The organism is Corynebacterium pseudotuberculosis, assembly GCF_002155265.1.
In the GTDB taxonomy this organism is placed as follows: domain Bacteria; phylum Actinomycetota; class Actinomycetes; order Mycobacteriales; family Mycobacteriaceae; genus Corynebacterium; species Corynebacterium pseudotuberculosis.
The window spans coordinates 1,995,500-2,021,238 of record NZ_CP021251.1 but is presented as its reverse complement, the minus strand read 5'-3'; the positions used below and the strand labels follow the sequence as shown (position 1 = coordinate 2,021,238).

21 protein-coding genes are annotated in these 25,739 nt (G+C 52.4%); 10 read left to right on the top strand and 11 right to left on the bottom strand.

The genetic code is table 11. From position 1 onward, the window contains the following. Together budA and glgA are read right to left on the bottom strand one after the other, a co-directional pair. The gene (gene budA, locus CpATCC19410_RS09270; protein ID WP_013241643.1) at window positions 1-741 is read right to left on the bottom strand and encodes an acetolactate decarboxylase; all 741 of its coding nucleotides are present in this window, start codon (window positions 739-741) and stop codon (window positions 1-3) included. Between the two features lie 48 nt (window positions 742-789). Further along, window positions 790-1,962 carry a glycogen synthase gene (gene glgA, locus CpATCC19410_RS09265; protein WP_014401102.1) on the bottom strand — a complete coding sequence of 391 codons (1,173 nt, stop codon included), beginning with the start codon at window positions 1,960-1,962 and terminating at the stop codon, window positions 790-792. 102 nt (window positions 1,963-2,064) lie between these two features. Here glgA and glgC point away from each other — a divergent pair, with 102 nt between their 5' ends. Further along, on the top strand, window positions 2,065-3,282 hold the full coding sequence (glgC, locus tag CpATCC19410_RS09260) for a glucose-1-phosphate adenylyltransferase (RefSeq protein ID WP_014522519.1): 1,218 nt from the start codon (window positions 2,065-2,067) through the stop codon (window positions 3,280-3,282). Window positions 3,283-3,331: 49 nt separating this feature from the next. On the opposite strand, the gene CpATCC19410_RS09255 is transcribed toward glgC, so the two are convergent. After that, window positions 3,332-3,964: an O-methyltransferase gene (locus CpATCC19410_RS09255; RefSeq protein WP_013241646.1), complete on the bottom strand. Its 633-nt coding sequence runs from the start codon at window positions 3,962-3,964 to the stop codon at window positions 3,332-3,334. Between the two features lie 185 nt (window positions 3,965-4,149). Here CpATCC19410_RS09255 and sigE point away from each other — a divergent pair, with 185 nt between their 5' ends. The 3 genes from sigE to tatB are packed head-to-tail and all read left to right on the top strand — an operon-like array spanning window position 4,150 to window position 5,711. Continuing rightward, the gene (gene sigE / locus CpATCC19410_RS09250) at window positions 4,150-4,791 is read left to right on the top strand and encodes an RNA polymerase sigma factor SigE (protein WP_013241647.1); all 642 of its coding nucleotides are present in this window, start codon (window positions 4,150-4,152) and stop codon (window positions 4,789-4,791) included. 35 nt (window positions 4,792-4,826) lie between these two features. Next, window positions 4,827-5,258, top strand: coding sequence for an anti-sigma factor family protein (locus CpATCC19410_RS09245; protein WP_013241648.1), 432 nt, complete (start codon window positions 4,827-4,829; stop codon window positions 5,256-5,258). A 9-nt stretch (window positions 5,259-5,267) separates the two neighbouring features. Then, complete coding sequence (gene tatB, locus CpATCC19410_RS09240; RefSeq protein WP_013241649.1) at window positions 5,268-5,711, top strand: Sec-independent protein translocase subunit TatB; 444 nt, start codon at window positions 5,268-5,270, stop codon at window positions 5,709-5,711. On the opposite strand, the gene CpATCC19410_RS09235 is transcribed toward tatB, so the two are convergent. The 3 genes from CpATCC19410_RS09235 to CpATCC19410_RS09225 are packed head-to-tail and all read right to left on the bottom strand — an operon-like array spanning window position 5,708 to window position 8,751. Next, window positions 5,708-6,850 (bottom strand): Mrp/NBP35 family ATP-binding protein, encoded by a 1,143-nt coding sequence (locus CpATCC19410_RS09235; RefSeq protein WP_014522380.1) that lies wholly within the window; start codon window positions 6,848-6,850, stop codon window positions 5,708-5,710. The two genes, tatB and CpATCC19410_RS09235, sit on opposite strands and share 4 nt — an antisense overlap. A 5-nt stretch (window positions 6,851-6,855) precedes the next feature. Beyond that, complete coding sequence (locus CpATCC19410_RS09230) at window positions 6,856-7,455, bottom strand: DUF1003 domain-containing protein (protein ID WP_013241651.1); 600 nt, start codon at window positions 7,453-7,455, stop codon at window positions 6,856-6,858. A 3-nt stretch (window positions 7,456-7,458) separates the two neighbouring features. Then, on the bottom strand, window positions 7,459-8,751 hold the full coding sequence (locus CpATCC19410_RS09225) for a magnesium transporter MgtE N-terminal domain-containing protein (RefSeq protein ID WP_013241652.1): 1,293 nt from the start codon (window positions 8,749-8,751) through the stop codon (window positions 7,459-7,461). A 163-nt stretch (window positions 8,752-8,914) separates the two neighbouring features. Between CpATCC19410_RS09225 and CpATCC19410_RS09220 the strand changes: the two genes are divergently transcribed. Next, window positions 8,915-9,577 carry a hypothetical protein gene (locus CpATCC19410_RS09220; protein WP_013241653.1) on the top strand — a complete coding sequence of 221 codons (663 nt, stop codon included), beginning with the start codon at window positions 8,915-8,917 and terminating at the stop codon, window positions 9,575-9,577. Window positions 9,578-9,645: 68 nt separating this feature from the next. Here CpATCC19410_RS09220 and CpATCC19410_RS09215 read toward each other — a convergent pair whose 3' ends face one another. The 4 genes from CpATCC19410_RS09215 to CpATCC19410_RS09200 form a co-directional block, all read right to left on the bottom strand. Further along, window positions 9,646-13,332, bottom strand: coding sequence for a multifunctional oxoglutarate decarboxylase/oxoglutarate dehydrogenase thiamine pyrophosphate-binding subunit/dihydrolipoyllysine-residue succinyltransferase subunit (locus CpATCC19410_RS09215; RefSeq protein WP_014522381.1), 3,687 nt, complete (start codon window positions 13,330-13,332; stop codon window positions 9,646-9,648). A gap of 161 nt (window positions 13,333-13,493) precedes the next feature. Next, a complete protein-coding gene (locus tag CpATCC19410_RS09210) occupies window positions 13,494-17,189 on the bottom strand; it encodes an ABC transporter ATP-binding protein (protein WP_013241655.1) in 3,696 nt (1,231 codons plus the stop codon). A 21-nt stretch (window positions 17,190-17,210) separates the two neighbouring features. Next, window positions 17,211-18,038 (bottom strand): hypothetical protein, encoded by an 828-nt coding sequence (locus CpATCC19410_RS09205; RefSeq protein WP_013241656.1) that lies wholly within the window; start codon window positions 18,036-18,038, stop codon window positions 17,211-17,213. 179 nt (window positions 18,039-18,217) lie between these two features. After that, window positions 18,218-19,033: a shikimate 5-dehydrogenase gene (locus CpATCC19410_RS09200; protein ID WP_013241657.1), complete on the bottom strand. Its 816-nt coding sequence runs from the start codon at window positions 19,031-19,033 to the stop codon at window positions 18,218-18,220. On the opposite strand from CpATCC19410_RS09200, the gene CpATCC19410_RS09195 reads away from it, so the two are divergent. From CpATCC19410_RS09195 to CpATCC19410_RS09185, 3 genes are read left to right on the top strand one after another with little or no spacing between them, the layout of a single operon-like run. Next, complete coding sequence (locus CpATCC19410_RS09195; protein WP_013241658.1) at window positions 19,032-20,651, top strand: carboxylesterase/lipase family protein; 1,620 nt, start codon at window positions 19,032-19,034, stop codon at window positions 20,649-20,651. The two genes, CpATCC19410_RS09200 and CpATCC19410_RS09195, sit on opposite strands and share 2 nt — an antisense overlap. Then, window positions 20,651-21,442 carry a (2Fe-2S)-binding protein gene (locus tag CpATCC19410_RS09190; RefSeq protein ID WP_014522382.1) on the top strand — a complete coding sequence of 264 codons (792 nt, stop codon included), beginning with the start codon at window positions 20,651-20,653 and terminating at the stop codon, window positions 21,440-21,442. The genes CpATCC19410_RS09195 and CpATCC19410_RS09190 overlap by 1 nt, the downstream gene beginning before the upstream one ends. Window positions 21,443-21,475: 33 nt before the next feature. After that, complete coding sequence (locus CpATCC19410_RS09185; RefSeq protein WP_013241660.1) at window positions 21,476-22,264, top strand: hypothetical protein; 789 nt, start codon at window positions 21,476-21,478, stop codon at window positions 22,262-22,264. Window positions 22,265-22,314: 50 nt separating this feature from the next. Here the strand turns inward: CpATCC19410_RS09185 and CpATCC19410_RS09180 are convergent, their stop codons facing one another. After that, the gene (locus CpATCC19410_RS09180; protein ID WP_014522383.1) at window positions 22,315-22,848 is read right to left on the bottom strand and encodes a hypothetical protein; all 534 of its coding nucleotides are present in this window, start codon (window positions 22,846-22,848) and stop codon (window positions 22,315-22,317) included. Between the two features lie 288 nt (window positions 22,849-23,136). Here CpATCC19410_RS09180 and CpATCC19410_RS09175 point away from each other — a divergent pair, with 288 nt between their 5' ends. Further along, complete coding sequence (locus CpATCC19410_RS09175; protein ID WP_013241662.1) at window positions 23,137-24,024, top strand: aldose 1-epimerase family protein; 888 nt, start codon at window positions 23,137-23,139, stop codon at window positions 24,022-24,024. A gap of 39 nt (window positions 24,025-24,063) precedes the next feature. Further along, window positions 24,064-25,722: a sodium:solute symporter family protein gene (locus CpATCC19410_RS09170; RefSeq protein ID WP_014522384.1), complete on the top strand. Its 1,659-nt coding sequence runs from the start codon at window positions 24,064-24,066 to the stop codon at window positions 25,720-25,722. Window positions 25,723-25,739: the final 17 nt, after the last annotated feature.

Sequence of the window (25,739 nt, the reverse complement as noted above, 5' to 3'; positions counted from 1 at the left end):
CTAGCTCTTTACTTCCGTGGCGTGAATCTGTTGGTCTAGGTCATCTGGTGACAGGGAGGCCGTGCTGAAGTCTTGAGTGAGAGGAAGCCTGAGCTGTAGATCAGTGCCGGGGCATACCTCTACGGTTCCGTGGGTCATAGTGAAATCTAGGACGTGTCCGCCAGCAGTGCGGGCGTCATCTACATAATGGACATGGCACCCGGGGACGCCGATGCCTTTTTCATAAACAGGAGTCCTAAAACCAGCGATAGTTCCGGTTGTGTCGTGGAAGACGAGCTCGGAGTCATCGCCGGTTGCTTCTGTCATAGGACGATAAGGCCGTTCCTGTTTGGTGACGGTTCTTACTGATACATGGCTGAAAGTTCCCGTGATTCGAACAGCGTACATGTAGTTCTCACTAGGAAGGAGGGAAGAGATAAACCGACTGAGCTCTTCCCTCCTCATCCCGTGTGGCGCTTCCGCACTGATCCGCGGTACAAAGTTGGTTGCTATGGCGAAAGGACTGCGTTGGTACAAGTCAGCTACGCGCGCTGAGCCATCTCCGCGTAGCTGATAGCAGACCCCATCTAGAATGACCATTTCCCCGTCGAGAGCGTCGAAGGTGCCGATGCCAAAGTTTCCATGGCCGAGGAGCTCACTGATGGAGATTTCTCCGTCGTAGATGCCATCGAGAAGGGCGGTCATTAGCGAACTTTGAAAAATAGTATGGCGCTCAGTTAACAGAGCTTTATGGTCACTCATGCTCGCCTAGAATAGTCGTGCTTTCTAGATCTTGCAGCAGTGCTGCGACTAGGAGAGGGAGCGATAAACATCAATTGTCTGTTGCGCAATCGATGCCCATGAGAAATCATTGACCGCACGATCTCGCCCTGCGTTGCCAAATTCTTTGACCCGGCTGGGGTGATCGATGAGGGCGTTAACTGCGTGCGCTAAATCGTGCTCGAAGCCCTCCGGATCAGCCTCATCATAGTGAACTAGATTTCCGGTGCGTCCGTCTACAACAACCTCAGGGATTCCTCCAACATCTGAAGCAATAACGGCTGTGCCGCAGGCCATTGCTTCTAGATTGACGATCCCCAGCGGCTCATAAATGGAAGGACACACGAAGGCATCTGCGGCGCTAAGAATTTCTTGGATTTTTTCTTTTGGCAGCATGTCTTGAACCCATATGACGCCGTCGCGTTCGCTTTGTAGCTTCTCTACGAGCCCACGGATTCTTGCTGCAATTTCTGGTGTATCGGGAGCGCCCGCGCAGAGAACTAGTTGAATCTCTGGAGAAAAATGACGCGCGGCTTTTATGAGATGTTCGACACCTTTCTGCCGTGTGATCCTTCCTACAAAAGCCACGATCGGGCGCTGCGGGTCTACTCCAAGGTCCATGAGAACAGAGTTTTCTGCCTGACCGAATGTGGGGCGGGGTCGCCACAGATCGGTGTCTATGCCGTTAAGCACAACTTTGACCTTGTCTGCGTCGATACGCGGGTAGGCGGTGAGTACAGCTTCTTTCATTTTCGCGGAAACAGCGATGACCGCATCAGCATTTTCCATAGCGTTGCGCTCTGACCAAGAGGAAATGTCATAGCCTCCTCCTAGCTGTTCGCGTTTCCATGGGCGGTCTGGCTCGAGGGAGTGTGCGGTAACTACATGGGGGATACCGTTCAGTAGACCAGCGAGATGCCCTCCTAGTCCCGAGTACCATGTGTGTGAGTGAACAACGTCCACGTCGCGTATCGCATTGGCCATACGAAGTCCCGTGGAGAGTGTAGCAATAGCCGGGTTGGAATCAGCTAAGGCCTCGTCGACGCCATGGACGTATACATCGTGTTCTGTTCGGGGTGCCCCCATGCAATGCACCTGGACGGGAACGATTTGCCGCATAAAGCGGGTCAGCTCAGCGACGTGAACGCCGGCGCCGCCGTAGATCTCTGGTGGGTATTCCTTAGACAACATCGCAACTCTCATACTGTTGAGATTAACTATGTCGCCGACTTTTTGTTGAGTGTTGTGTATCCCAGTGCTGAAGATTTCCTGCGGAACTCATCATTTCCCATTACATTAGGCAATGTGAGGAGCCAACAAAACGTCTTAGCAATCGTGCTCGCTGGGGGAGAAGGCAAGCGCCTTTATCCTCTTACTGAGGACCGGGCAAAGCCTGCAGTCCCCTTCGGCGGCACCTACCGACTGATCGACTTTGTCCTGTCCAATTTGGTTAATGCGGGGTATTTGAAGATTTGTGTGCTCACGCAATACAAATCGCATTCGCTTGACCGCCACATCTCGCAATCATGGCAGTTTAGTGGTCCAGCCAGCCAGTATATTGCGTCCGTTCCCGCGCAACAGCGCCTAGGAAAGCGCTGGTACCAGGGATCTGCGGATGCTATTTTGCAGTCTTTGAACCTGGTATATGACGAGATGCCTGACTACGTGATTGTGTTCGGAGCGGATCACGTCTACCGGATGGACCCTGAACAGATGGTGTCCGATCACATTGCGTCAGGTAAGTCTGTGACGGTGGCTGGCATCAGAATCCCACGCAGCGAGGCGAGTGCTTTTGGTTGCATACAGGCAGACGAGAACAACAACATCACTGAGTTCTTGGAAAAGCCTCAGGACCCACCGGGGACTCCCGATGACCCAGAGATGACGTATGCCTCTATGGGCAACTATGTCTTTAGCACCAAAGCGCTTATCGACGCTCTCAAAGTAGACGAGTCCAACGCCGATTCAGATCATGACATGGGCGGGGACATAATCCCGTACTTTGTCTCTTTGGGTGAAGCCAACGTGTATGACTTCAATAAAAACGTAGTCCCAGGATCAACGGGACGAGATCGCGGCTATTGGCGCGACGTGGGTACTATCGATGCTTTTTATGAGGCCCACATGGACCTTATTTCCGTCCATCCTATTTTTAATCTCTATAACCAGCAGTGGCCTATTCGTTCCACTGACCTTAGCGATCTTCCGCCGGCAAAGTTTGTTCAGGGAGGAATTGCACAGTCGTCGATGGTGGCGCAAGGCTCGATTATTTCTGCCGCAACAGTGAGAAATTCAGTGCTGTCCACAGACGTTGTTGTCGAGGAAGGCGCCACGGTTGAGGGCTCAGTCCTCATGCCGGGCGTAAGAATTGGGAAAGGCGCGGTAGTGCGCCACTGCATCCTAGACAAGAACGTTGTTGTCTGCGATGGGACACTTATTGGGGTGGATCGCGACCGAGACTCGCAACGCTTCCAAATTAGTCCCGGTGGCGTGGTTGTCGTAGGCAAAAACCAAGTGGTCTAAAAAGACCACACGACTGGGTGTGCGGCTCTACAAGGCCACGCACCCAGTTTTACTTTTTGGTCACCAACGTGATGCCAGCGCCTAATGGGAGACGCGCGACGATCACGTTATCAAGGGAAGAAATGTACTCGTCTGCTTCCCTCGCTGCGACGGTGTCTCGATCCTTCCTAGTGGCGTCGGCAAGCGTGCCGTCGAGCAATGAATCCGCGAGGACCAATACTCCGCCGGTGGATAGGAGGGGGAGAGCCGCGTCAGTGAAGGCTTTAAGGTCTACAGGCGAGACTTCCCCGTAAACGATTTGATAAGAATCAGTGGCCAGCCGTCCCATAACATCGAGCGGACGAGAGGGCAGGAATCGAATACGCGATGGGGAGTAACCTGCTTCGCGGAACGTGTGTTTCGCTCGTTTTTGATGCTCCGGTTCAGGATCAATACACGTTAAGATCCCAGAGTCACTCAAACCGGCAAGAAGATGAAGCCCAACGACGCCGGCGGCAGGGGTAACTGCGATAGCCCCCTGCGCACGTGCGGTGGCCGCTAGCGTGGTTAGGAGGGTGCCCGTCACCGTATCGGGGAGCGCAAGGCCAAACTCTTGTGCATCTTCGCAAGCGGCAGCGAGGACATCGCCTACGATGGCGGTCGACTCAATGTAATCGCGGAGATAATCGTTAGAAGCATTCACAGTGGCTAAGTTTAGGTAAAACGTCAGAGAAATAGCGCATAACGCGCAGGTTGTGACATCTGTGGCGCATGGGAATTGTTATCAGAAACTGTATTTGATCACGATTTGAGAAAGATTGAGTTTTGACAGCGTTTTTCCAGACTTCTAGCTGGTTTTCCCCAGAAGAGTCGGGCAAAATACCTTTCATGACATCGAACAGTGGTTCCCTTTCACCCAGCTCAAGCCTAGATCAGACACATGAAGCGGCTGAGCTGAACGGAACTGCTGCATTCGACGCTGGTATCGGATCGATGCCTACGTGGGGAGAGCTCGTCGCGGAGCACGCAGATAGCGTTTATCGCCTGGCGTTTCGGCTTTCCGGTAACCAACATGATGCAGAGGATCTGACACAAGAAACCTTTATGCGCGTCTTCCGCTCTCTGAAGAATTACCAACCAGGCACTTTTGAGGGATGGCTGCACCGGATCACCACCAACTTATTCCTAGATATGGTGCGGCATCGCTCTAAGATTCGGATGGAGGCATTGCCTGAGGACTGCGACCGGGTGCCGGGCACAACCATGACTCCGGAGCAGGCCTATAACATCGCCAACTTGGATCCAGCGTTGCAAAAAGCTCTTGATGATCTTGGGCCGGACTTCCGAGTCGCGGTGGTCTTGTGTGACGTTGTGGGGATGAGCTACGACGAGATAGCAGATACATTGGGCGTGAAAATGGGCACCGTCCGTTCACGGATTCATCGTGGACGCTCCCAATTGCGTGCGAGTTTAGAGGCAGCGGCGGCGACTAATGAAGACGCCCAACTCCTCCTACCGATGTCCCACTAAAAACAACGGTAGAGTACGAGGCGGAGGTGGAAAGAGTGACCCATCAACACCGCAACAGTAAAGTCGAAAAAAATCGGCACTTTGCCTCGGTTGAGCATCTTAACCCGGAAGCTGTAGCTGCGCTTGTCGACGATGAACTCAGCAGTGTCGCAGCCCATCGCGCGAAAATACACCTTGTACATTGCAAAGAATGCCGAGATGAGGTTGATCGGCAGCGTCGTGCGGCTGATCGACTCCGTGGTTCTAGTTGTTCAGAGATGCGGGCTTCCTCCGATCTCCTAGACAAATTGAATGGCATAGCTCATTCGTGCCCAGAAGGTCCTAACGCAGAGGATATGGTTGTGGCCCCACAAACCTTCCTAGACAAGATCGACGGCATGGCCCGAAGCATTAGGAAGACAAGTCAAAATCTGCGTAATGCTCGAATAGCGGCGCTTAAACATCTTGATAAGCCAAACTCCAGCTAAGGTATAAGTGTGTTTTCTTCCATCGGTTGGCCCGAGATCATCACTCTCCTAGTGCTGGGCCTTATCATCATTGGGCCCGAGCGTCTTCCCAAAGTCATCGAAGACGTTCGCGCCGCCGCTTATGCGGCAAAGAAGGCGATCCACAATGCCAAAGCCGAACTTAACGGAGATTTTGGCGCTGACTTTGAGGAGCTCCGGGAACCGATTAATAAATTGGCTTCTATCCAGCGCATGGGCCCCAAAGCAGCGTTGACAAAAGCGCTTTTTGACGGCGACCAGGAATTTATGGACACCTTTGACCCGAAAAAAATCATGGAAGATGGCACTGCGGGACAGGCATACCGTGAGCAACAAGCTAGCGATGTAAAGCCTCAAACGCCTCAAGCCCCGCAGACTCCAGAAATACAAAAATCCCAGCCTAAGCAAGGCTTTAGCTGGGATGACATTACTTAACCCTTCCTAGTGACTCCCAATCCAAGAGTTTTTCCTGCGAGGGATTCCCTCCGTACCACGAGCTTGTCCGCAATAGCATGAATCGCTTGCCCGGCAGGGGAGTCTGGGGCCCCTAGAGCAAGAGGCACCCCGGCATCGCCGCCTTCGCGTAGACGTGGGTCGAGAGGCACACTGCCTAGGAGAGGGACGGTTGTACCAGTGAGCGTCTGCAACCGCTCAGCCATCGCTTCGCCGCCGCCGCTACCGAACACGTCCATGACGGTACCGTCGGGAAGCACCATGGCGGACATGTTCTCGATCACTCCGGCAATGCGCTGATGTGTTTGAATGCTTATCGATCCTGCACGTTCGGCAACCTCTGCTGCGGCTGCCTGTGGCGTAGTGACGACAAGAAGCTCGGCATTAGGAACGAGTTGTGCCACAGAAATGGCGATGTCGCCTGTTCCTGGAGGGAGATCGAGTAGGAGGATGTCAAGGTCGCCCCAGAAAACATCCGCTAGGAACTGTTGTATAGCACGATGCAGCATCGGTCCACGCCACACCACAGGAGCATTGCCTTCTACGAAATGCGCAATTGAGATCAACTTCACTCCGTGTGCCTGTGGCGGCATGATCATGTCATCCACTGCATGCGGTCGTTCCTCGGAACCCAACATTCCGGGGACAGAATGTCCGTAGATGTCTGCGTCGAGGACACCTACTTTTAAACCTTTTGATGCTAAGGCTGTGGCAAGGTTCACCGTCATAGACGACTTTCCTACGCCGCCTTTACCTGAAGCTACTGCGAAGACTCTGGTAGTTGAGTCTGGTTGTGCGAAGGGGATGACTGGTTCTTCGGTGCTACCGCGAAGTGTTTGGCGAAGTTCACGACGTTGGTCATCGGACATAACGTCGGTGCTCACACTCACTTCTCCTACGCCCGGAAGTTCCTCAAGAACTGCACGGGTGTTGTCTGTGAGTGTGTTTTTCATCGGACAAGCTGCGATGGTCAGGTAAATCTCGACATGTACATCATTTTCGTTGATCGCAATGGACTTCACCATTCCGATCTCAGTGATAGGACGGCCGATCTCAGGATCTTCGACGCGCGCGAGTGCTGCGCGTACGGCTGATTCAGAAAGATTATCTTGAGTAGTCATTGTTGTTATTTGTAGTCGTTCTTCTCGTCGTCGTAGAGATCGCCTTGAGTAGGATCGGATATTTCCTCGTGGCCAGTGTCATTGAGCTCGTGAATGAGGGCGATTCTAGATGCTGCTTCGTCGTCAAGTTTTGCTTCAAGGCGTTCGAGCATGTTTTGAAGATCTTCAAGCTCGTGCCTTAAATAGTCGCGAGAGACCATGTCGCCAACCGCTAGACGCAAACCGGCAAGTTCTCGTGTGATGAACTCGGTGTCAGCCTTTGTCTCAAAAGCTCTCCGGCGATCTTCGTTCAGCGACACGCGGTCCCGGTCTTCTTGTCGGTTCTGCGCTAGGAGGATGAGCGGGGCCGCGTATGCAGCCTGCGTAGAAAACGCGAGGTTGAGCAGAATGAAGGGATAGGGGTCCCATTGCCAGACAAAAACTCCGCAGTTGAGAACCACCCAGAGGGCAACAAAGATGGTTTGCCACATCAGGTAGGTGCCAGTTCCAAAGAATCGTGCCACCTTTTCGGCGTAGGCGCCGACGGTGTCGTCGTCAAGCTTAAGGAATCTGCGGCGCTTCTTTAAAAAGGGCGTGTCAAGGTCAGAGCGGTTGTATTCTGCCATGGGTTAGCCCTCCTTAGGAGTAGATGTCACGGGACGAATACCGGTTTCTCGCCAATCGTCGGGTAAGAGGTGGTCTAGAAGGTCATCAACTGCTACAGCGCCTAGGAGGTGGTTTTCATCATCAACCACCGGACCACACACCAAGTTGTACGTGGCGAAGTATCGTGCGGCGGTTTCTTGAGAATCGCTGGCGTACAGCGGCGGGAGATCTGGGTCCAAGATTCCGGAGATCAGGGCGCTGGGGGGTTCTCGTAAAAGTTTTTGCAAGTGAACGCATCCGAGGTACTTGCCAGTGGGTGTGGCAGTAGGAGGGCGTACGACGAACACCAGGGATGCCAAGGACGTTGGAAGATCTGGGTTCCTCGCCAGAGCGAGAGCTTCGGCAACCGTAGTTTGGGGAGCAAGAATGAGCGGCTCCGGGGTCATGAGCGCGCCCACCGTGTCTGGGCTAAAGCTCATGAGTCGACGAACTGGAGCGGATTCTTCTGGATCCATGAGCTCGAGAAGGACGTCGGCCTTGTCGTCGGGAAGCTCGCCTAGGAGGTCGGCGGCGTCGTCAGGGTCCATCTCCTCAAGAACATCTGCCGCACGCTCGATATCTAGGGTCTCAAGTAGTTCGGCTTGTCGGTCTTCCGTCATTTCCTGGAGGACGTCGGCGAGGCGGTCGTCGTCAAGCTCACTGGCGACGGTGACACGCTGGCGCTCTGGAAGCTTATAAAGTACCGTGGCAACGTCTGCGGGGCGCATATCTTCAAAGCCCGCGATGAGTTCTGCTGCAGCGTCGGAAAGGCCAACGCCGGCTGCGGAAATACCATGCACGTGCGACCATGGGACGGTAAAAAGATCAGGGCGGCGTCCAAACTTGGGACGTTCCCCGATCACCGCGACACGAGAAATGGCCCAGTCACGAGTTCGGGTTCGTTCTAGCTCTACGTCGGCAACTTCAACCGGACGGCCATGCAATTGATCAAGCTCGGGGTCATCAACATGGACTTTGGAACCGATGATGTCACCAACCACTGCGACTTCACCATGCCGAGGTTTATAACCGCGCAGTGAAACCGAACCAGAAACGAGGTTGATCTCCTGTGGCTCGATAGCGGCGACGCGCAACATGGGCAGAAAAATTCTTCGATTATTCATCATTTCCACCACAAGACCCAGGACCCGTGACATCTGGCCGCTAGGACGAACATTAACAACCACGTCACGGACTCGACCGATAACATCTGTGTCTGGTCCACGCACTACCATTCCGGCGAGACGTCCGGCGTACACTCGTGTCACTTGACTCATAGTTTACCAGTCTACGTGCTTAAACGAAGTCGACAACTTCCAGGGTGCTCTATGCTTCTTGCGGCTAGGAGAGGGGCGGGAACGGGGATATTGGCTTAAGCAAGCTAAACTCTCCCACAGCCCCCTTTCCTAGTAACGTGGATGAAAGGCCCCCTGAACAGATATGAGTCGTCGCGCAGCAGTAATTGGATCGCTACTTGTGGGCGTTATCGCCTTGAGCGGATGCGCTCGCTTTGAACCAAAAGCAGATCCCATACTGGACCAGAACAAAGTGATAGTGATTGCAGTCGATCCAGGTTCTTGGGAACAAGTAGTTTTAGGAGAGGCCTACAGCCAGGCACTTCAACATGCGGGGCGAGAAGCCGTGATTAGAGTATCAGCGACTACTTCGCAGACGGATCCTCTGCGGTTGATCTCTCAAGGGGAAGCTGATTTGTATATTAGCTGTACAGGGAAGATCCTTACCCTGGCTAATCCGCATCGGGCACGGGAGCTTTCCGACGACTACGCGAAAAACAAAGCTGCTTCCACCACGGATCAGTGGCGGGAGAGCGTGTACTCGGAAATGATGGCGTCGCTAGGAAACAACGTGAATGCTACCGATCCTAGCAATACGATTGGTTGTGAGAACGAAACCCCGGAACTACCTCAGAATCTTGTTCCGGTGTATCGCGAACCAGTTTTTACAAGGGATAACCGCAATATTCTGAATTTAGTTTCGGGTTCACTATCCACGAAGAAACTACAAAAGCTTGTAGAGGAAGCGGAGCAAGGCATGAGTGCCTCAGCGCCGGTGGAAAAATTCCTCAAAGACTCCAAGCTTTAAGTCAAGATCATATAAATAAAGGTGTGAAGTACGAATGTGTACTTCACACCTTTATTTATGCTTTGCGGCTAGTCGGCGAATGCTTCGTCGAGAAGTTGGCTTTGTTCCACTGCATGGACTTTGTTCAGCCCCGTTGCCGTTGATGCCTGGGCACGACGAGAGACGCGCTTCATCGGCGGCATATCAGGAATGAGCTCTGGCAGGTGTTCGTGAAGGAAAGGCCACGGTCCCTGGTTGGCAGGTTCATCCTGGCAGAAACGAATCTCGTTGGCATTCGGATAGTAGTTGAATGCGTCGCGGAGACGATTGAACGGTATTGGATGCAGCATTTCGATGCGGACGATTGCCACGTCTTCGCGCTTGTCCTTTTCCGCACGCTTGGCCAGATCATAGTAGAGTTTGCCCGAGACCAACATGATCTTCTTGACCTTGGAAGGATCAAGATTGCCCTCAGCAAAACGCGGGTCATTGATGACCGACTGGAACTTCTTTACCTCGGTGAAGTCGGAAACATCAGAGGTGGCAGTCTTCATACGCAGCATGGACTTGGGGCTAAACACGATCAATGGACGTTTCAGCCCGCCCAGTGCGTGGCGACGCAAGAGGTGGAAGTAATTAGCCGGGGTGGTCGGCTGAGCTACCGTCATAGTTCCTTCAGCGCTGAGCTGTAGGTAGCGCTCGATGCGAGCAGAAGAGTGATCCGGCCCCTGGCCCTCGTAACCGTGCGGGAGTAGGAGGATCAATGAGGATTTTTGACCCCACTTTGCTTCACCTGAAGAAACGTACTCATCGATGATGGTTTGTGCGCCGTTAGCAAAATCGCCGAATTGGGCTTCCCATGCGACTATGGCTTCCCCGTTTCCTACGGAGTAACCATATTCAAAACCCATACCTGCATATTCGGTAAGGGCGGAGTTATAGACGAGGAACTTGCCGCCGTTGCCCTTGCGCTCGGCGAGCTCATTCAGCCCGTTGAACTCTGTGCCATTGCGCGGATCGGAGACGACCGCGTGGCGCTGAGTGAAGGTTCCGCGTCGAGAGTCTTCACCCGTCAACCGCACGAACTTTCCGGCTGCAGCGAGAGAACCGAGAGCGATGAGCTCGGCCCAACCCCAGTCGATTCCGCCGTTTTGTGCCGAGGAAAGACGCTTTTGGGCCACTGGTGCCACGCGTGGGTGGAATTCAAAGCCTTCTGGTGCGGTGGCATAGGCCTGTGCAATCTCCATAAGGTCTTCACGCGAGATGTTGGTTTCCAGACCATGAGGGACTTGCTGAGAAGAGGTAATCCCTGATTGCGTTTTGAAGGGCTTCTTCTCGGATTCTTTGACGTCGTTGAAGATGGATTCCATCTGGTCATGGAAGTCACGCTGAACTTTTTCTGCGTCTTCAGCCGTGAGCTCACCTCGGCCGAGAAGGTTCTCCTTGTACTGTTCACGGACGGTCTTACGAGCGCCGATAAGCTTGTACATCTCAGGTTGCGTCATCGAGGGATCGTCGGCTTCATTGTGCCCGCGTCGACGATAGGAGATCATATCGATGAAGACGTCTTTTCCAAATTCGCGACGGTACTCGGTGGCTAGCTTGCCTACCCATACGACTGCCTCGGGGTCGTCGCCATTAACGTGGAAGACCGGGCAGCCATAAGCCTTGGCCAAGTCAGTGGCATAGTGACTGGAACGCGCAGAATCCGGTGTGGTTGTAAAACCGATTTGGTTGTTCACAACGATGTGAACAGTGCCGCCGACTGTGTAACCACGCAGCTGGGCAAGGTTCAGGGTTTCTTGAACAATGCCAAGTCCAGCAAAAGCTGCATCACCGTGGAGCATTATTGGCATGACGGTGTACCCGTCCTTGCCTTTGTCTAGGATGTCCTGCTTAGCGCGGGCGATTCCCTCCAGAACTGGATCGACGGCCTCGAGATGCGAGGGGTTAGCAGCAAGTGAGACCTTGATCTCGTTGTCGCCGAACATCTGAATATGATTGCCCTCTGCGCCGAGGTGATATTTGACGTCACCTGAGCCACCGGCAGACTTAGGCTCGATGTGGCCTTCAAATTCGGTAAAGACAGTCGCGAGTGGTTTTCCAACTACGTTGACTAGGACGTTGAGCCGTCCGCGGTGTGGCATACCGATAACGACTTCATCCAGGCCCTGTCCGGCAGCTGTGTCGATGGCGGAATCCATGAGCGGGATGAGGGCTTCTGCGCCTTCAAGAGAGAAGCGTTTTTGCCCGACGTACTTGGTTTGTAGGAAGTCCTCAAAGGCTTGTGCCGCATTAAGCTGCTGCAGGATGTATTTCTGCTCTGGCTGCGTGAATTTAGGCATGCCGGTCTCAATGCGATCTTGAAGCCAAAGCCGTTCGTCGCGATCGAGGATATGCGTGTATTCGGAACCAACTTTGAGCGTGTATGCGGTGCGTAGCTTACCGAGCACCTCACGCAGGGTCATGCATTCCTTGCCGTCGAAGCCGCCAACGTTGAAGGTTCGGTCAAGATCCCACAACGTGAGTCCGTGAGTAGCGATATCTAGGTCACGGTGATCTGGTATCGGCATACCCGGCTGCTGCCAACGCAATGGGTTGGTGTCTGCGATGAGGTGACCGCGGGAACGATATGCCTCAATGAGCTGCATGACGCGAGTGTTCTTGTCTATGCCTGTGTTAGGAAGATCCTGCGCCCAGCGCATAGGGGAGTACGGGATTCCTACGGACTTAAAGATGCTGTCCCAGAATGCATCGTCGATGAATAGCTGACTCAAGGTGCGGAGGAATTCTCCGGACTCAGCGCCCTGGATGATGCGGTGATCGTATGTGGACGTAATAGTCACCAGCTTGCCCACGCCAAGATCAGCGAGTCGATCTTGGGAAGCTCCTGCGAATTCGGCTGGATAGTCCATTGACCCAACGCCAATGATCGCGCCTTGTCCTTGAGTAAGTCGAGGCACAGAATGGCGGGTACCGATTCCACCGGGGTTAGTCAGCGAGATTGTCACACCGGAGTAATCATCCATGGTGAGTTTGCCCACGCGAGAGCGTGCGACGATGTCCTCATATTTGGCTACAAACTCAGAGAAGGAGAGTTTTTCTGCTTCCTTGATAGCCGCTACGACGAGCGCACGAGTGCCGTTTTTCTGCTGCACATCGATGGCTAGACCCATGTTGATGTGCTCAGGTGTATGGATCGTGGGCTTGCCATCAACAACTGAGTAATAGTTGTTCATATCGGGGTGAGCCATGGTCGCCTTGACCACTGCATAACCGATGATGTGTGTGAACGAGACTTTTCCGCCCTTGGTGCGCTTTAAGTGCTCATTAATGATTGCTCGGTTTTCAAACATGAGCTTGACCGGCATATCGCGAACCGAGGTTGCCGTGGGAACCGCGAGCGATTCATCCATATTCTTGGCAATGGCCTTGTAAATGCCCTTGAGCGTTTGTTCTCCGGCTTGGGGCATCTCACCTGCGCGTTCCAGGGGGGAAGGTTGAGTTTTCTTCACTTTTTTCTCGGGCTTAGGAGTTTTAGCAGCCGACTGGGCGGGTTTATTTTCGCTCTTAGCTGCTACTTCGGTGGGTTTGTATGCCGAAGCTGTGGGCTGAGTGGACGTGTTCTCTATGGGAGTGCCCGATTTCTTGGGTGCACCCTGCTCTTCAGAAAGTTCGCGCCATTCCTTATCTACGGATTGCGGATCCTTCTGGAACTGCTGGAACATCTCGTCTACCAGCCAATCATTCTGGCCGAAAGTACTAGCGCTGCTCACTGCAGGTGCTCGCCTCATTTCTTTGTGAGATTACTTACGTCTATTCACACTGTAATAGCTTTTATATAGGCTAACCGGTTTCTCCTCTCAACGACGAAATCCACAGGAAAGTTTTTCGTTATTGGGAGGAAACAGCTAGAAACTTCACCGCATAAAGGCGTCTAACTGCGCAATCCTCCTTCTCCATGCGCCCACATTCTAGAGTAAATACCCCCAAAAGTGCGGAGTTGATCGTGGGTCCCTTCCTCCACAATTGTGCCCTTGTCAACGACTAGTATTCGGTCGGCCTTCGCTGCTGTAGCAAGGCGATGCGCGATGATAACGGAAGTTCGATTACGGGTAAGGCGTTCCGACGCTTTCAGGATCGTCGCCTCCGTCGCTGGATCTAACGTTGCGGTTGCTTCGTCGAGAAGCAAAACATCAGGCGTGATCATCTCTGCGCGAGCAAGTGCAATGAGCTGACGCTGTCCAGACGATAACCCACGTCCTCGTTCTCCTACGCGGGCGTTGAAACCTCCTGTGATGGCAGCAATTGCAGTGAGCGCCCCAACACGCCGTGCTGCGTCGGTGATCTCTTCTCTGGAAGCCTCGGGACACCCATATGCAATGTTATCGGCAACTGTTCCGGCAAAGAGATGTGCTTCTTGTGGAACAAATCCCACGTGTTGCCGCCATTGGTTGATGGGAAGTTCCCGCAGATCAGTTCCCGAGGAAGATATGGATCCTCGAGTGGGATCATAAAATCGCTCCACCAATTTGATGGCTGTGGATTTCCCAGCTCCGGTTGGACCTACCACAGCCACTGTGCTTCCGGGCTCAAATCGAGCACTGAAATTATTTAGGGCTTCAGTATTTGGTGAGTAGGAGAAAGAGACGCCAGAGAATTCGATTGGCCCGGCCGCCTCAACCTTTTGGTTTCCTCCTACTGATACGGTTGGCTTTGTAGAAAGAAGACTGGAGATACGGCGAAGGCCAACTTGGGCTTGCTGATAGGAATCAAAGACCTGAGACAAATGCTGGATGGGCGTGTAAAGCCTATCCAAGTAGAGCAGGAAGGCAACAAGTACTCCGGCCTTGATCTGTCCACTAATAACAAGCTGTGTGCCTACTGCAAGAACCGTCGCTTGTAAGAGTTCGCTGATCGCATTGATCCCAGGGAAATATACGGCAACGGCCGTTTGCGCCTGGATACGGGTGCGTCGATAGGCTGCTGCGCGGCGAGTGAAGCGCCGGATGGTGTACTCCTGCATGCCCGTCATTTGAGCGGTCTTGAGGCCATTCATGGATTCCTGAAACAGGGCGTTAACACTGCTGATTTCCTCGCGGGCTGTGCTGTATAGCCGCGATGAAAGACGTCGAAAGAAAAACGTGGCGACGGCGACCACCGGCACTCCTACTAACGCGATGAGGAAGAGTGGGACGCTGGTAAACCCCAATAACACGAGGATTCCTACCAGTGTGGTTACTGAAACGACAGTTTGGGCCAAACTATTCTGCAGAAAGGTGTTGAGCGCGTCGATGTCGGTGGTCATTCTCGTCATGATGGTCCCCGACATAGTGGTTTCGTAATAATCCATCCCCAGTTTTTGTAAGTGGGAGTAGGAACGAACCCTGAGGTGATACAGAAGACGTTCACCCGTGCGCGCAGTAAGGACCGTGGTGGCTATGTCGGCTAACCACGCAATAACTACAACCGTGAGACCGATGGCGATGATCTCCCAGAGTACGCCTGCGTTGCTCTTGGTTACGCCGTCGTCGATGGCTCGACGCACCAATGTTGGAATAGCAAGACCCGCAGCAACCCCAACAACATAAAGACCGATGACAAGAAGAATAAGCAACCGCACCGATCCGAAAAGCTGATGCGCGGACACACGTCGCAGTTCTCCCGTAGGAGGTGGGCCGGGGCTTTCCGACGCCCGAGGTAACGCATCAACTCGCGCAAGCAGCTCTGGGGTAGCCGGCATAGACGCTGCAGCAGACCTTCCCCCTCTACCTCCTGTTTTAGCTCCGGCCGAAGAAGCGGCGGCGCGAATGGTCGAGGAGCTCATTGTTAAACGAGCGTCCGTCTCTGTCGTAGAAGCTGGCCACAATCTATCCCAGGGAGGCTCAACCCCGGAATCAAAAGGAACACTGCCGCCGTCTCCGTCGCTTTTGTCCGTAGGAGAGGAGAGGTCCATCAAATGAGCAAACTGCGGATCCTCACGCATTTCCTCCCCATCTCCTACTCGCGTAACTCGTCCATCCTCCACGAGCGCAATGCGGTCAGAAAAGGTCAGAGTGGAATGTCGATGAGCCACTGTGAGAATAGTGGTGTCTGGTAGCTCAGAATGGATGGCACGAAAGATCGCACGTTCTGTAGACGCATCGACGGCTGACGTGGCATCGTCGAAAATGAGTATGCGTGGACGGGTAGCCAAAGCTCGTGCTATCGCGATGCGTTGCCGTTGTCCGCCCGATAACGTCAGACCACGTTCGCCGACAACCTGATCAATACCTTGAGGCAGCGCGGAAATAAAATCTTTCGCTTGAGCCCACTGAATCGCTTGAAAAATGTCTGCGTCGCTTAATCCACGACCCATGTCGATGTTGTCACGTATGCTCGCAGAATATAAGAAAGGATCATCAAAGACACAGCCTATGGCGGCGCGGAGGTCTGAACGAGAGATAGTGGCATAATCTACGCCTCCTACTCGCAGAGCCCCGGAGTTTGGTCTATAAAAACCTGTGAGGAGTTGGACAAGCATCGTCTTGCCGGATCCCGGAGGACCGACTAAAGATATTGTCTCTCCAGGGGATACAGATAAAGAAAAATCTTTCAGTACTCCGTCGAAGCTAACGGAATCACACTCTATCTCCAAGGGGCCTTCAGGGATATCGCTAGGATGGTCCGGGTCTGGGTACGCGGGCTTTAGGTTGATAACGTCCATTACTCGACCAAAAGAGCTAAGCCCAAGCTGAACTTGAATCACTATCCCGGCAAGCATGGACACAACTGCGGTGAGAGAAGTTAAATAAGCGCTAAACGCAAGGAAAGACCCGATAGTGATGTGTCCGCGTAATGCTAGGAAACCACCGAGACCAATGCCCACTACTAATGCAATGTTGGGAAGTTGCTGAACGAGTGGTTTAAAGCGAGCAGTTAAGCGGGCGGAGCGCATTTGCTCGGCATACACCCTCCTACTCAGTGAATCTAGAGTGGTGAGTTCTCGGCCTTCTTGCACAAAGGCTTTGACTACGCGGATACCCGTGATTGTTTCTTCTATGTGAGTGGCTAAGTTAGCTACAGCCTGTTGCGCTGACCAGGTAGCAGCAAAAAGCGTGGAGCGAGATCGGAGAGACAACCAAACCAGTGGCGGGATGGAGATGATAGCGATAAGCATCAACCACGGGTTAATCCATGCCAGGATGATTAATGTAATGGCTATTTTAAGAAAGTGGCCAAGAAGGATAGGGAACATGGCCACCATGGCTTGCACGAGGTTGAGATCCGAGATGGATCGAGAAACTATCTGTCCTGTGATGAGTTGGTCTTGCCGGGGGCCGTCGAGAAGCTGCAATGATCGCAGAACATCGATGCGGAGATCGTGTTGGAAAGTGTTGGACAGAACTCCTGCGAGATAACGGCGGCCAAATTGAAACGCATAACGAGCTATCGCCACGATGACCAATGCCCATACGACCACAGTCACTGAATGCCGTGAGGAGCCTGTAGCCGCATCGACGGCGGAGCCGGCTAGGAGGGGGATGGTGGCGTCAAAAAGTGTAGTCAACGCAGTCGAAAGGATCGCCGCAATGACAACAACAGGTTGACGCCACAACGTGGCTAGGAGAGTGCGGCCAACGTTGGGCGTCATCGTAGCGGGGTCCTTTGTGCGTTAGTCCTTCAACGCCGCAGCTGCAATCTCTGTGGGTTCTGGAACTGAATCTTTGCTTGGAGCAGGGGAACTAAAAGCCGTGGGGAGCGGCCCCAGTGACTCATTGGTGTTTTTTACCACTTTGGACGCAAGTTTGCGATTGGCCACGGTGCCTATGACTGCCCCCACGCCCATAGGCATGATCTTTCCGATCCATGCTGTCTTGATGCGTTTGGATACCTGTTTAAGAGCCAATCGCAGTAACTGGTTATTAACTTCTCCTAGGTTGCGCACGGATAGCCGAGAGATTGCGGCGACGGAATTATTAGCGTTGATGGAGGCGTCGGCAAGCGCAGAACCAGCAGAACCCAGTATTGCTACAAGGATAAGAGCTTTGCGACGTTCAGGATCGCGGATCTCGCCGCCGCGCAAGTAAGCAGATGCAACAGTGTAGAAAGCGGCTGCGTCTAGGAAGACGAGCGATTCGGCGCTGACGGCTACCGCTCCAGTAATAAAGCCGATACCCGGAATAGCAGATGCAGTGCCTGCTCCGGCACCTGTTCCAGTAGCAAGTCTCATAAAGTGCTTGTCCATGAGGCGCTGAATTTCTTGGGGACTCGCCTCAGGGTTGCGGGAACGCAGCCAATCCACATAGCCCGTAATAGCTGAGGATTGTAAATGAACAGCTTTATCGAGGGTCTTGATAAGGATGCGTCCTGCCGGACCCGCCTCGCTGGCCAAGGCTTGGGGATCGGAGCCATACGTATCAGTGATCGGCTGGTCGTTATCTTTACCCCTGAACAGCATCTTATCGGTTACAGAAGTAATGGCTTTGTTCACAATTCCCATTGATTCCAATCCTTACGATATCATGGGTGAAATACGTATCAGTATTCATTGTTTTTAACGACCAGCGCAGCAAGATGTTCCAAAAACTAGGTCACGATATAGCCACAATTGGAACAGAAACTGTTATCTGGTCGCGGCTGAAGCAGCGAGCCAAAGGACACGACGTGCTTAAAAAGACATCAGGCAGGAGACTGCGCGTACCGTTCGGCTTCTGCAACATCCGCCGAGCTTGGCTGGATTCCTGTATACAGAGCGAACTGCTCGGCAGCCTGAAGCGCAACGACTTCGCCGCCGTTGATTACTCGCTTTCCTAGTCGCTGGGCAGCAAGCACAAGAGGCGTCTCAATAGGGTAAGCGACAACATCAAAGATGAGAGAGGCAGCGTTAATCTCTTCATCAGTAAAAGCTTGGGCATCTTGATCACTGCCCGTCATTCCCAAGGGGGTCACATTAACCAACATCTCGCTATTGTGCGGAACACTTTCTGCATAGCTCCATCCATATTGCTGTGCGAGAGCCTCACCTGTGACCGCATTACGCGCGACCACAGTGCCCACTAGGCCGTGATCGGCAAGAGCGGCGACAACAGCGTTAGCCATACCGCCAGAGCCCCGGACAGCCACGGATAAAGTGGGAGAAACTTCATGCGAACGGAGCAAAGACGCGACCGCCACATAGTCGGTGTTATAGCCGGTAAGAACGCCGTCGTTATTGACGATGGTATTAACCGCGTTGATGCGCTCGGCGGAGGGATGGAGCGAGTCAATAAGCGGAATGACGTCTTGTTTATACGGCATAGAAACACCGGCCCCACGAATATCAAGACCTCGGATGCCGGCCACAGCAGCGGTGATATCTAAAGGTGCTATCGCTTTATACACAAAGTTCAACCCCAACCGCTCGTAGAGCCAGTTGTGGAATCGTACGCCGTGATGAGACGGGCGCGCAGCGAGGGAAATACACAGTTTTGTATCGCGGTCGACGTGATTAGCCATGTCCCCTACTGTAGAACACATGAGTGCAGCCAGCGCCCAGCGTCTCCGAGTCGATGTTTCCTCCGGAACGATTATGGGAACAACAACCATCGGTGTAGAAGAAGGAACGGACGTGTTAACGTGGCGCGGCGTGCCCTATGGGAAGGCCGAAAGGTTCCGTGCACCTCGCCCAATGGATCCATGGGTGGGGGAGCGAGAATGCGTGTCTTATGGCAACGTAGCTCCGCAACCAACGTATGGTCCTTCGGATAAAATCCGGGGCGATGAGGACTGCCTGAACCTTGATATAGTTCGTCCCGATTCTCCGCAGGTGCTTCCCGTAGTTGTTTACCTGCACGGCGGGTCGTTCATCGTAGGCTCTTCACATGAACAACTTTTAAGAGGGCATGTTCTCGTTCAATCCATGAACGTTGTCTATGTATCCATCAACTTCCGTTTAGGGGCGCTGGGATACCTTGATATGCGGTCGCTAGGAGATGATTGCGTTGCCAACCCCGCGGTGCTGGATCAACTCCTTGCCTTGAAATGGGTTCGCCATAACATTGAACGTTTTGGCGGAGACCCCAACAACATCACCTTGATGGGAGAATCAGCAGGCGGGGCAGCGGCACTCACCCTCATGTGTGTGCCGTCGGCAGCAGGGCTCTTTCACCGAGTCATTGCGCAATCTCCTCCTATCGCAGCCATACATTCGCGAGCGCAGTCCGTCCTGTGGGCAAACGAACTTGCTTCGCGGCTAGGAGGGGAAAAAACACTCGACAGTCTGCGACAACGTCCAGTCGCAGACATTGTGCGGGCCGGACAATCTATGATGTGGCGCACACGGGAGCTTTTTTATCTCAACTCCTGCTATGCGCCTACGGTCGACGGAACCACGTTGTTCGCTCATCCTTTGGATGTTTTTGCCTCTGGGAGTCAGCATAAAGTGCCTCTGATCATTGGTACGAATGTGGACGAAACTTCTTTTGCTAAAGGCTTTTATCTCCGTTCTACGGCACGCGCTCGGGCGGCTGATCGCTTCCTACGCGTCTTTGATCCCCAAGGCGCCGATGCAGTGCTTACCGCATACGATCACGGGGCACGTCGAAGCGATTTTGCCCGTTTGCTTGCCGACGGCGTCTTCTGGGCGCCTAGCCTACGTGTAGCAGAAACACATCAAAAAGTCGCTCCTACATGGATGTATCGTTTTGATTTTGCTCCGGCTCTTTTGCGCTGGCTTGGATTGGGGGCCATGCACTCGAGCGAGCTCGCCTCTATTTTTGGGGACACCAGTGCTTCAAGAATGTCAGGGCTTACCATGTTTACTCCGCGAGCAGAGATGGAAGCGATGCGGGAACATATGCAAACGATGTGGGGAAACTTCATGCATGAGGGCGACCCTGGGGCCACCTGGCCGCAATATCGTCTTGCCGGAGATTATTTACCGGGGCGCGCAACGATGGTTTTTGATCGAGAAAATAGGCTGATCTATGACCCTGAACAGCGTTATAGGCAAGCGTGGTCGGGATACGATATGACGGAGTGGGGAACTGGTCGCCCTGATCTGCTGCAAATGCTGGGCTTAGATACCGGACCTGCGCGTTTGGGGCCATTGGAACTAGAAAGAGGAACGTTGTGATGCCGTCAGCGAGTAGGAAGGTGGAGAAGGCGCTGGATCGAGTCTGCGCTGAACACCCCAGGCTCCTTCCCTCAGTGACTCCAACCCACCAACGGATCAGGTTTTCTGAGCTATGTTCACCACCTGCTGTACGTGACGCTCTCACGGCAGCTAAAGATATTTTTAAGCTCACAGCGCCTAAACATTGTGGACAGCTATGGCTGTATACGTTGATGGGGGACATAGTTTCGCCTTCAGTGATGACGATGGTGACCGAAGACATAGCTGTGAACCTGGAACCGGATAGTGGTGTCCTTTTTCGACGTGATGACACGGAACTTGCATCGGGATATTGGTACGGATGGCGCCCTCTGGCAGTTGCGGAGAGTTACCGTTCTGCGAGTGCGTCGCTAGGAAAAGCATTAGGCCCGCTCGTGGATACGCTATGTCAGGAAGCCGATTTGCGCCCAGCACCTTTGTGGGCAGTGATTGCTGATGGTTTAGTGCAGCCGGCCATGTCTGCGGGAAATGATGAACTGGAAACACATCGCGCGCTAAACATAGCGATAGAATTAATCGCGGGACTCAATGAAGGCGCAGATGCTGCTGTCCCCGCGGTACGAATAGAACAAATTGTGAATGGTCAGTTCTGTCCCCTAGGAGAGGAAGAGCCAGATTATCTTGTAGCCCATAGAAACTCTTGTTGCATGATCTTTCATTCCCCAATCGCGGACATGTGCACCTCGTGTCCGCATCAAAGGAAAAATGAGCGAGAGGCTGCTCTGGTCGCTGCATCCGAATTCTTTAGCTAGGCTTGGAACAAGTTCAGAAAGGTGGACCAATAAATGAGCTTTTTCGAGGATATTGCTGCGGCCCTAGATAAAGAGGGTCTGGAGTCTCGAGTGCATGACGACGTCATGTTTGTACCGATTACCTCCGATCTGGAGATTCAGTTCGTTGAAATTGATCCGCTGATGCCAGCAGCAAATGTATACATTGCTGCAGCGGATGTTGATGAGGATGATGAGAACTTTGAGGCAGCTCTTGTCTCCGTTGTCTTTTCGGTAAAAGATGCCGTAAAAACTGTGGCTGAGCATGTTGCAACTGACCAAATTGTCACTGTTTTGCGGGATTTGCTCGATGCGACAGATGAGCGCATTGAGGATCTTGACTTCTTCCAAAATCCTCAAAACCCTCATATGGTGCATGCTGAGGTTGCTGCAAATTCTGAGCTTCAGGTGGTAGTTGAAGTGGTTGATGGGGAACCAACAGCCATGGTGACATTTGTTGCTTTCGGGGAAAGCTTTGATGAGCTCGTAGACCAGGCCATTGAAGAACTATGGAGCCCGAATGGTGAAGACACTTTGTCTGAAGAAGACCACGAGCGTCTCTTTTTTGATGTTGCTGCTGAGTTGACTGAAGAGGCCAGCGAAATACTGGAGTTGGGCACCTTCACTGATTTTGACAAGCTTTTCGACGTTCTTAGTCTTGCGGCTGACCAGGCTGATGATTGGGAAGAACAGCTGGTACCGCTCGACGATGAAGACACAGACAGAGTGGACGTGTACGACATTTTTACGGAAGACGACGAAGAATTTGATCTCGACGACCCCGGCGAACTCGACGAAGAGTAATTAGGAGAGGTGCGTTTTATCTGAGTAAATAGCGGTGTATAAATTATTATTTATGCTGCTTTTGACGCGCCTTGGAATATGGAAGCCGGGGATGGCAGCGGTTGAAAATCGCTATCGACGATCCATAAGAAGGTCGGAGCTGTCTTTTCTATGAGTTCATGAACGCAAGCGATGCGGTCGGGTGGGATAATGGCTCGAATCCATCCTTCGGCAACCTCCGGTGGGATGCTGAGGCCTTGAGGATTAGTGATGCGTACTTGAACTAGGTACGCCGGGGACCTTGATATACCGTAGGCTTGCAGCAGGGAACGGGCTCGTGGTCCGACACGGTGCCGTGTGATTGTTAAGTTAAGTTCACCTGATCCTAATGTGCTGACTACCTTGATGGAAGGCGGTCTCCAGGTAGGTAGCGATCGCGCTAAAGACCGTGGGTGACTCACGGTACTGTGGAAAGCGGCTAAGGACTCGGGGTGGGCACGTCTTATATAGGCTGCTCGCTGCTCGGCGGAATGGTGGGCAGCTGGAATCATGTGAAAGAGGGGGAGCTTCATATAGGCAACATTATTAAACTGTGGGAACATCATAACCCATAAAATAGCACACCTGTTCTAATCTCGGATAGGGGTATTCGCTTCTATTTTCCTTGCAGGAAGGGGCAGCGTCTTTGTGGTTCTTTGCATACTGGGAATCGCGATAACCGAAAGGGAGGTTTAAGGGGAAGTTTGGTGAGTCCTAAAATTAAAAGAGCTACCCCAAACAGGGGATATGCTGGGAAAACCTATTCGGGGGAAAAACTAAAAAAGTGATTGACGGGTGATTGCCCCCGCGGTAACTCTGAAGGTAGAACAGTTGCTTAGCGGAAGGGGGCTCTCGTGCTGAGAGACAATTCTAGGTGCTGTGAGATCCTTGTTATTTCGCATGATCGCTATACAGCGGAGATCACTACCTTTGGTGGCGGAATTAAATCTTTATCTTTTGATAATAAGCCGCTTACTGAGACCTATTCTGACAGCGATGATCCTCCACTATCCTCTGGAGTTATCTTGGCGCCGTGGCCTAACCGAACGGCCGACGGGACCTTTATTTATTCGGGCCAAAAACATCAATTAGAGCTCACAGAACCAGCTCGCAACAACGCTATACATGGACTTGTTCATAATCGATTATGGAATGTAAAGAAGCATTCGCGGAACGCTGTGACGCTAAAAATTTCGCTTGGAACCGTCCAGGGCTGGCCTTGGCCGGTGGAGTTAGAAGCGCAATATGTGCTAAAAGACGATGGGTTACATGCTCATTTTAGAGCGTTTGGAACTGGTCCCTTTGGGTGGGGATGGCATACGTATCTTTCTCCGTTAGGAGAAGAAGTAGATCGTGCAGTACTTACCCTCAACGTAGATCAAGAACTTCCACTTGGAGAGCGCAATCTTCCTGCCGGGGAGCTTAAGGAATTATCGCTTCCATTAAGTACTGGAGTGCCCATTGCAGGCCAACTTCTAGATAACTGCTATTACGCGTCCAAGGGGCCTGTGCGAGCCACTGTTGCAGTTAATGGGCGTGGCGTAGCCATGGAATGCAGCGATAACGTGCGCTGGTTTCAAGTGTTTACTCCCGATTCTGTTTGGGGAATGCCATATCCCGGACGTGATCGAGCAATAGCCATTGAGCCAATGACAGTTCCGCCAAATGCCCTAAATACGGGTATTGACTCCTTAGACGCACATGAGCCTTTTGAATGCTCGGTACGAATATCAGCTTTATAAGATTCTTCCCTCATTTACTACGAACAAAGGATGCCCATTATGGAATCCGCATTAAGACTGGACGCAAGCTGGGTCGACTACGCCCTCGTAGCGATGTACTTTGTCTTTGTCCTAGGCATTGGCTGGGCTGCAAAAGCTCGAGTTTCCTCTTCTATTGATTTTTTCCTTTCTGGTCGGGGATTACCCGCATGGGTAACAGGACTTGCCTTTGTATCCGCCAATCTAGGAGCGGTTGAGATTATTGGTATGTCTGCCAACGGCGTCCAATACGGCTTTCAGACCATGCATTACTTCTGGATTGGCGCAGTTCCTGCGATGGTTTTCCTGGGCATTGTGATGATGCCGTTCTACTATGGTTCAAAAGTTCGTTCTGTACCTGAGTTTATGCGGCGTCGTTTTGGCGATGCTGCTCATCTTGTTAATGCGTTATCGTTTGCGCTTGCTCAGTTGCTGATCGCTGGCGTAAATCTCTTCCTACTAGCAAAAGTGGTGAATGCATTACTCGGTTGGCCACTATGGGTAGCCCTTGTGCTTACGGCTGTGATTGTGCTGTCTTACATCACTTTGGGAGGGCTATCTGCGGCAATTTATAACGAGGTTCTTCAGTTCTTTGTTATCTTGGCTATGCTTTTGCCTATCACGATTATCGGAATGAATCGCGTTGGTGGTTGGCAAGGGCTTAAAGGGCTGATTACTGCAGAAACGCATTTTCATACCTGGCCCGGCGTGGAAATCTCAGGATTTCAAAATCCAATTATTTCAGTTTTAGGCATCACCTTTGGCCTTGGCTTTGTTCTTTCCTTTGGCTATTGGACAACCAATTTCGTAGAAGTGCAACGCGCTATGGCATCGGAATCTCTTTCTGCGTCTCGCAAGACTCCGATCATTGGCGCCTTTCCCAAGATGTTCATCCCATTCCTCGTGGTCTTACCTGGAATGGTTGCTTCTGTGACCGTCGCAGAACTAATGGGAGATACTCCCGTAGGTAAGCCCAATGATGCCATTTTGTACCTGATGCGCGATCTTTTGCCCAACGGTCTCCTAGGCGTTGCAATCGCAGGTCTGTTGGCCTCGTTTATGGCAGGTATGGCAGCAAATATTTCGGCGTTTAATACTGTTATCTCATATGACATCTGGCAGACCTATGTAATTAAAGATAAAGAGGACGGTTATTACCTCAAATTTGGGCGACTTGCCACGGTAGCAGCAACCTTGATTGCGGTATTTACTGCGTTGCTCGCACAGAACTTTGGCAACATTATGGACTACCTACAAACACTCTTCGGTTTCTTTAATGCGCCTTTGTTTGCCACCTTTATCTTGGGAATGTTCTGGAAACGCATGACTCCTCACGCTGGTTGGTCGGGCTTGGTAGCGGGAACAGCATCTGCGATTGTTTATTGGTATTTGGCTACGTTTACTGATTCCACCGCTACGCTTTTCAACCTTCCGGGGCAAGGAACAGCCTTTGTTGCAGCAGGCATTGCCTTTGTTATGGACATACTCGTATCCGTTATCGTCACATCCTTTACTCGACCTAAAACAGATGCTGAACTTGTGGGATTTGTAAGGTCGGTGACTCCAAAGGATCACTTCCAAGATGATTCAGAAGAAAAACAACCCTGGTATCGCCGTACCATTCCTTTAGGCACGCTGTGTTTAGTCCTTGTTGTCCTTCTCAACGTCGTTTTCGCGTAATTCTGCGAACAAAATAG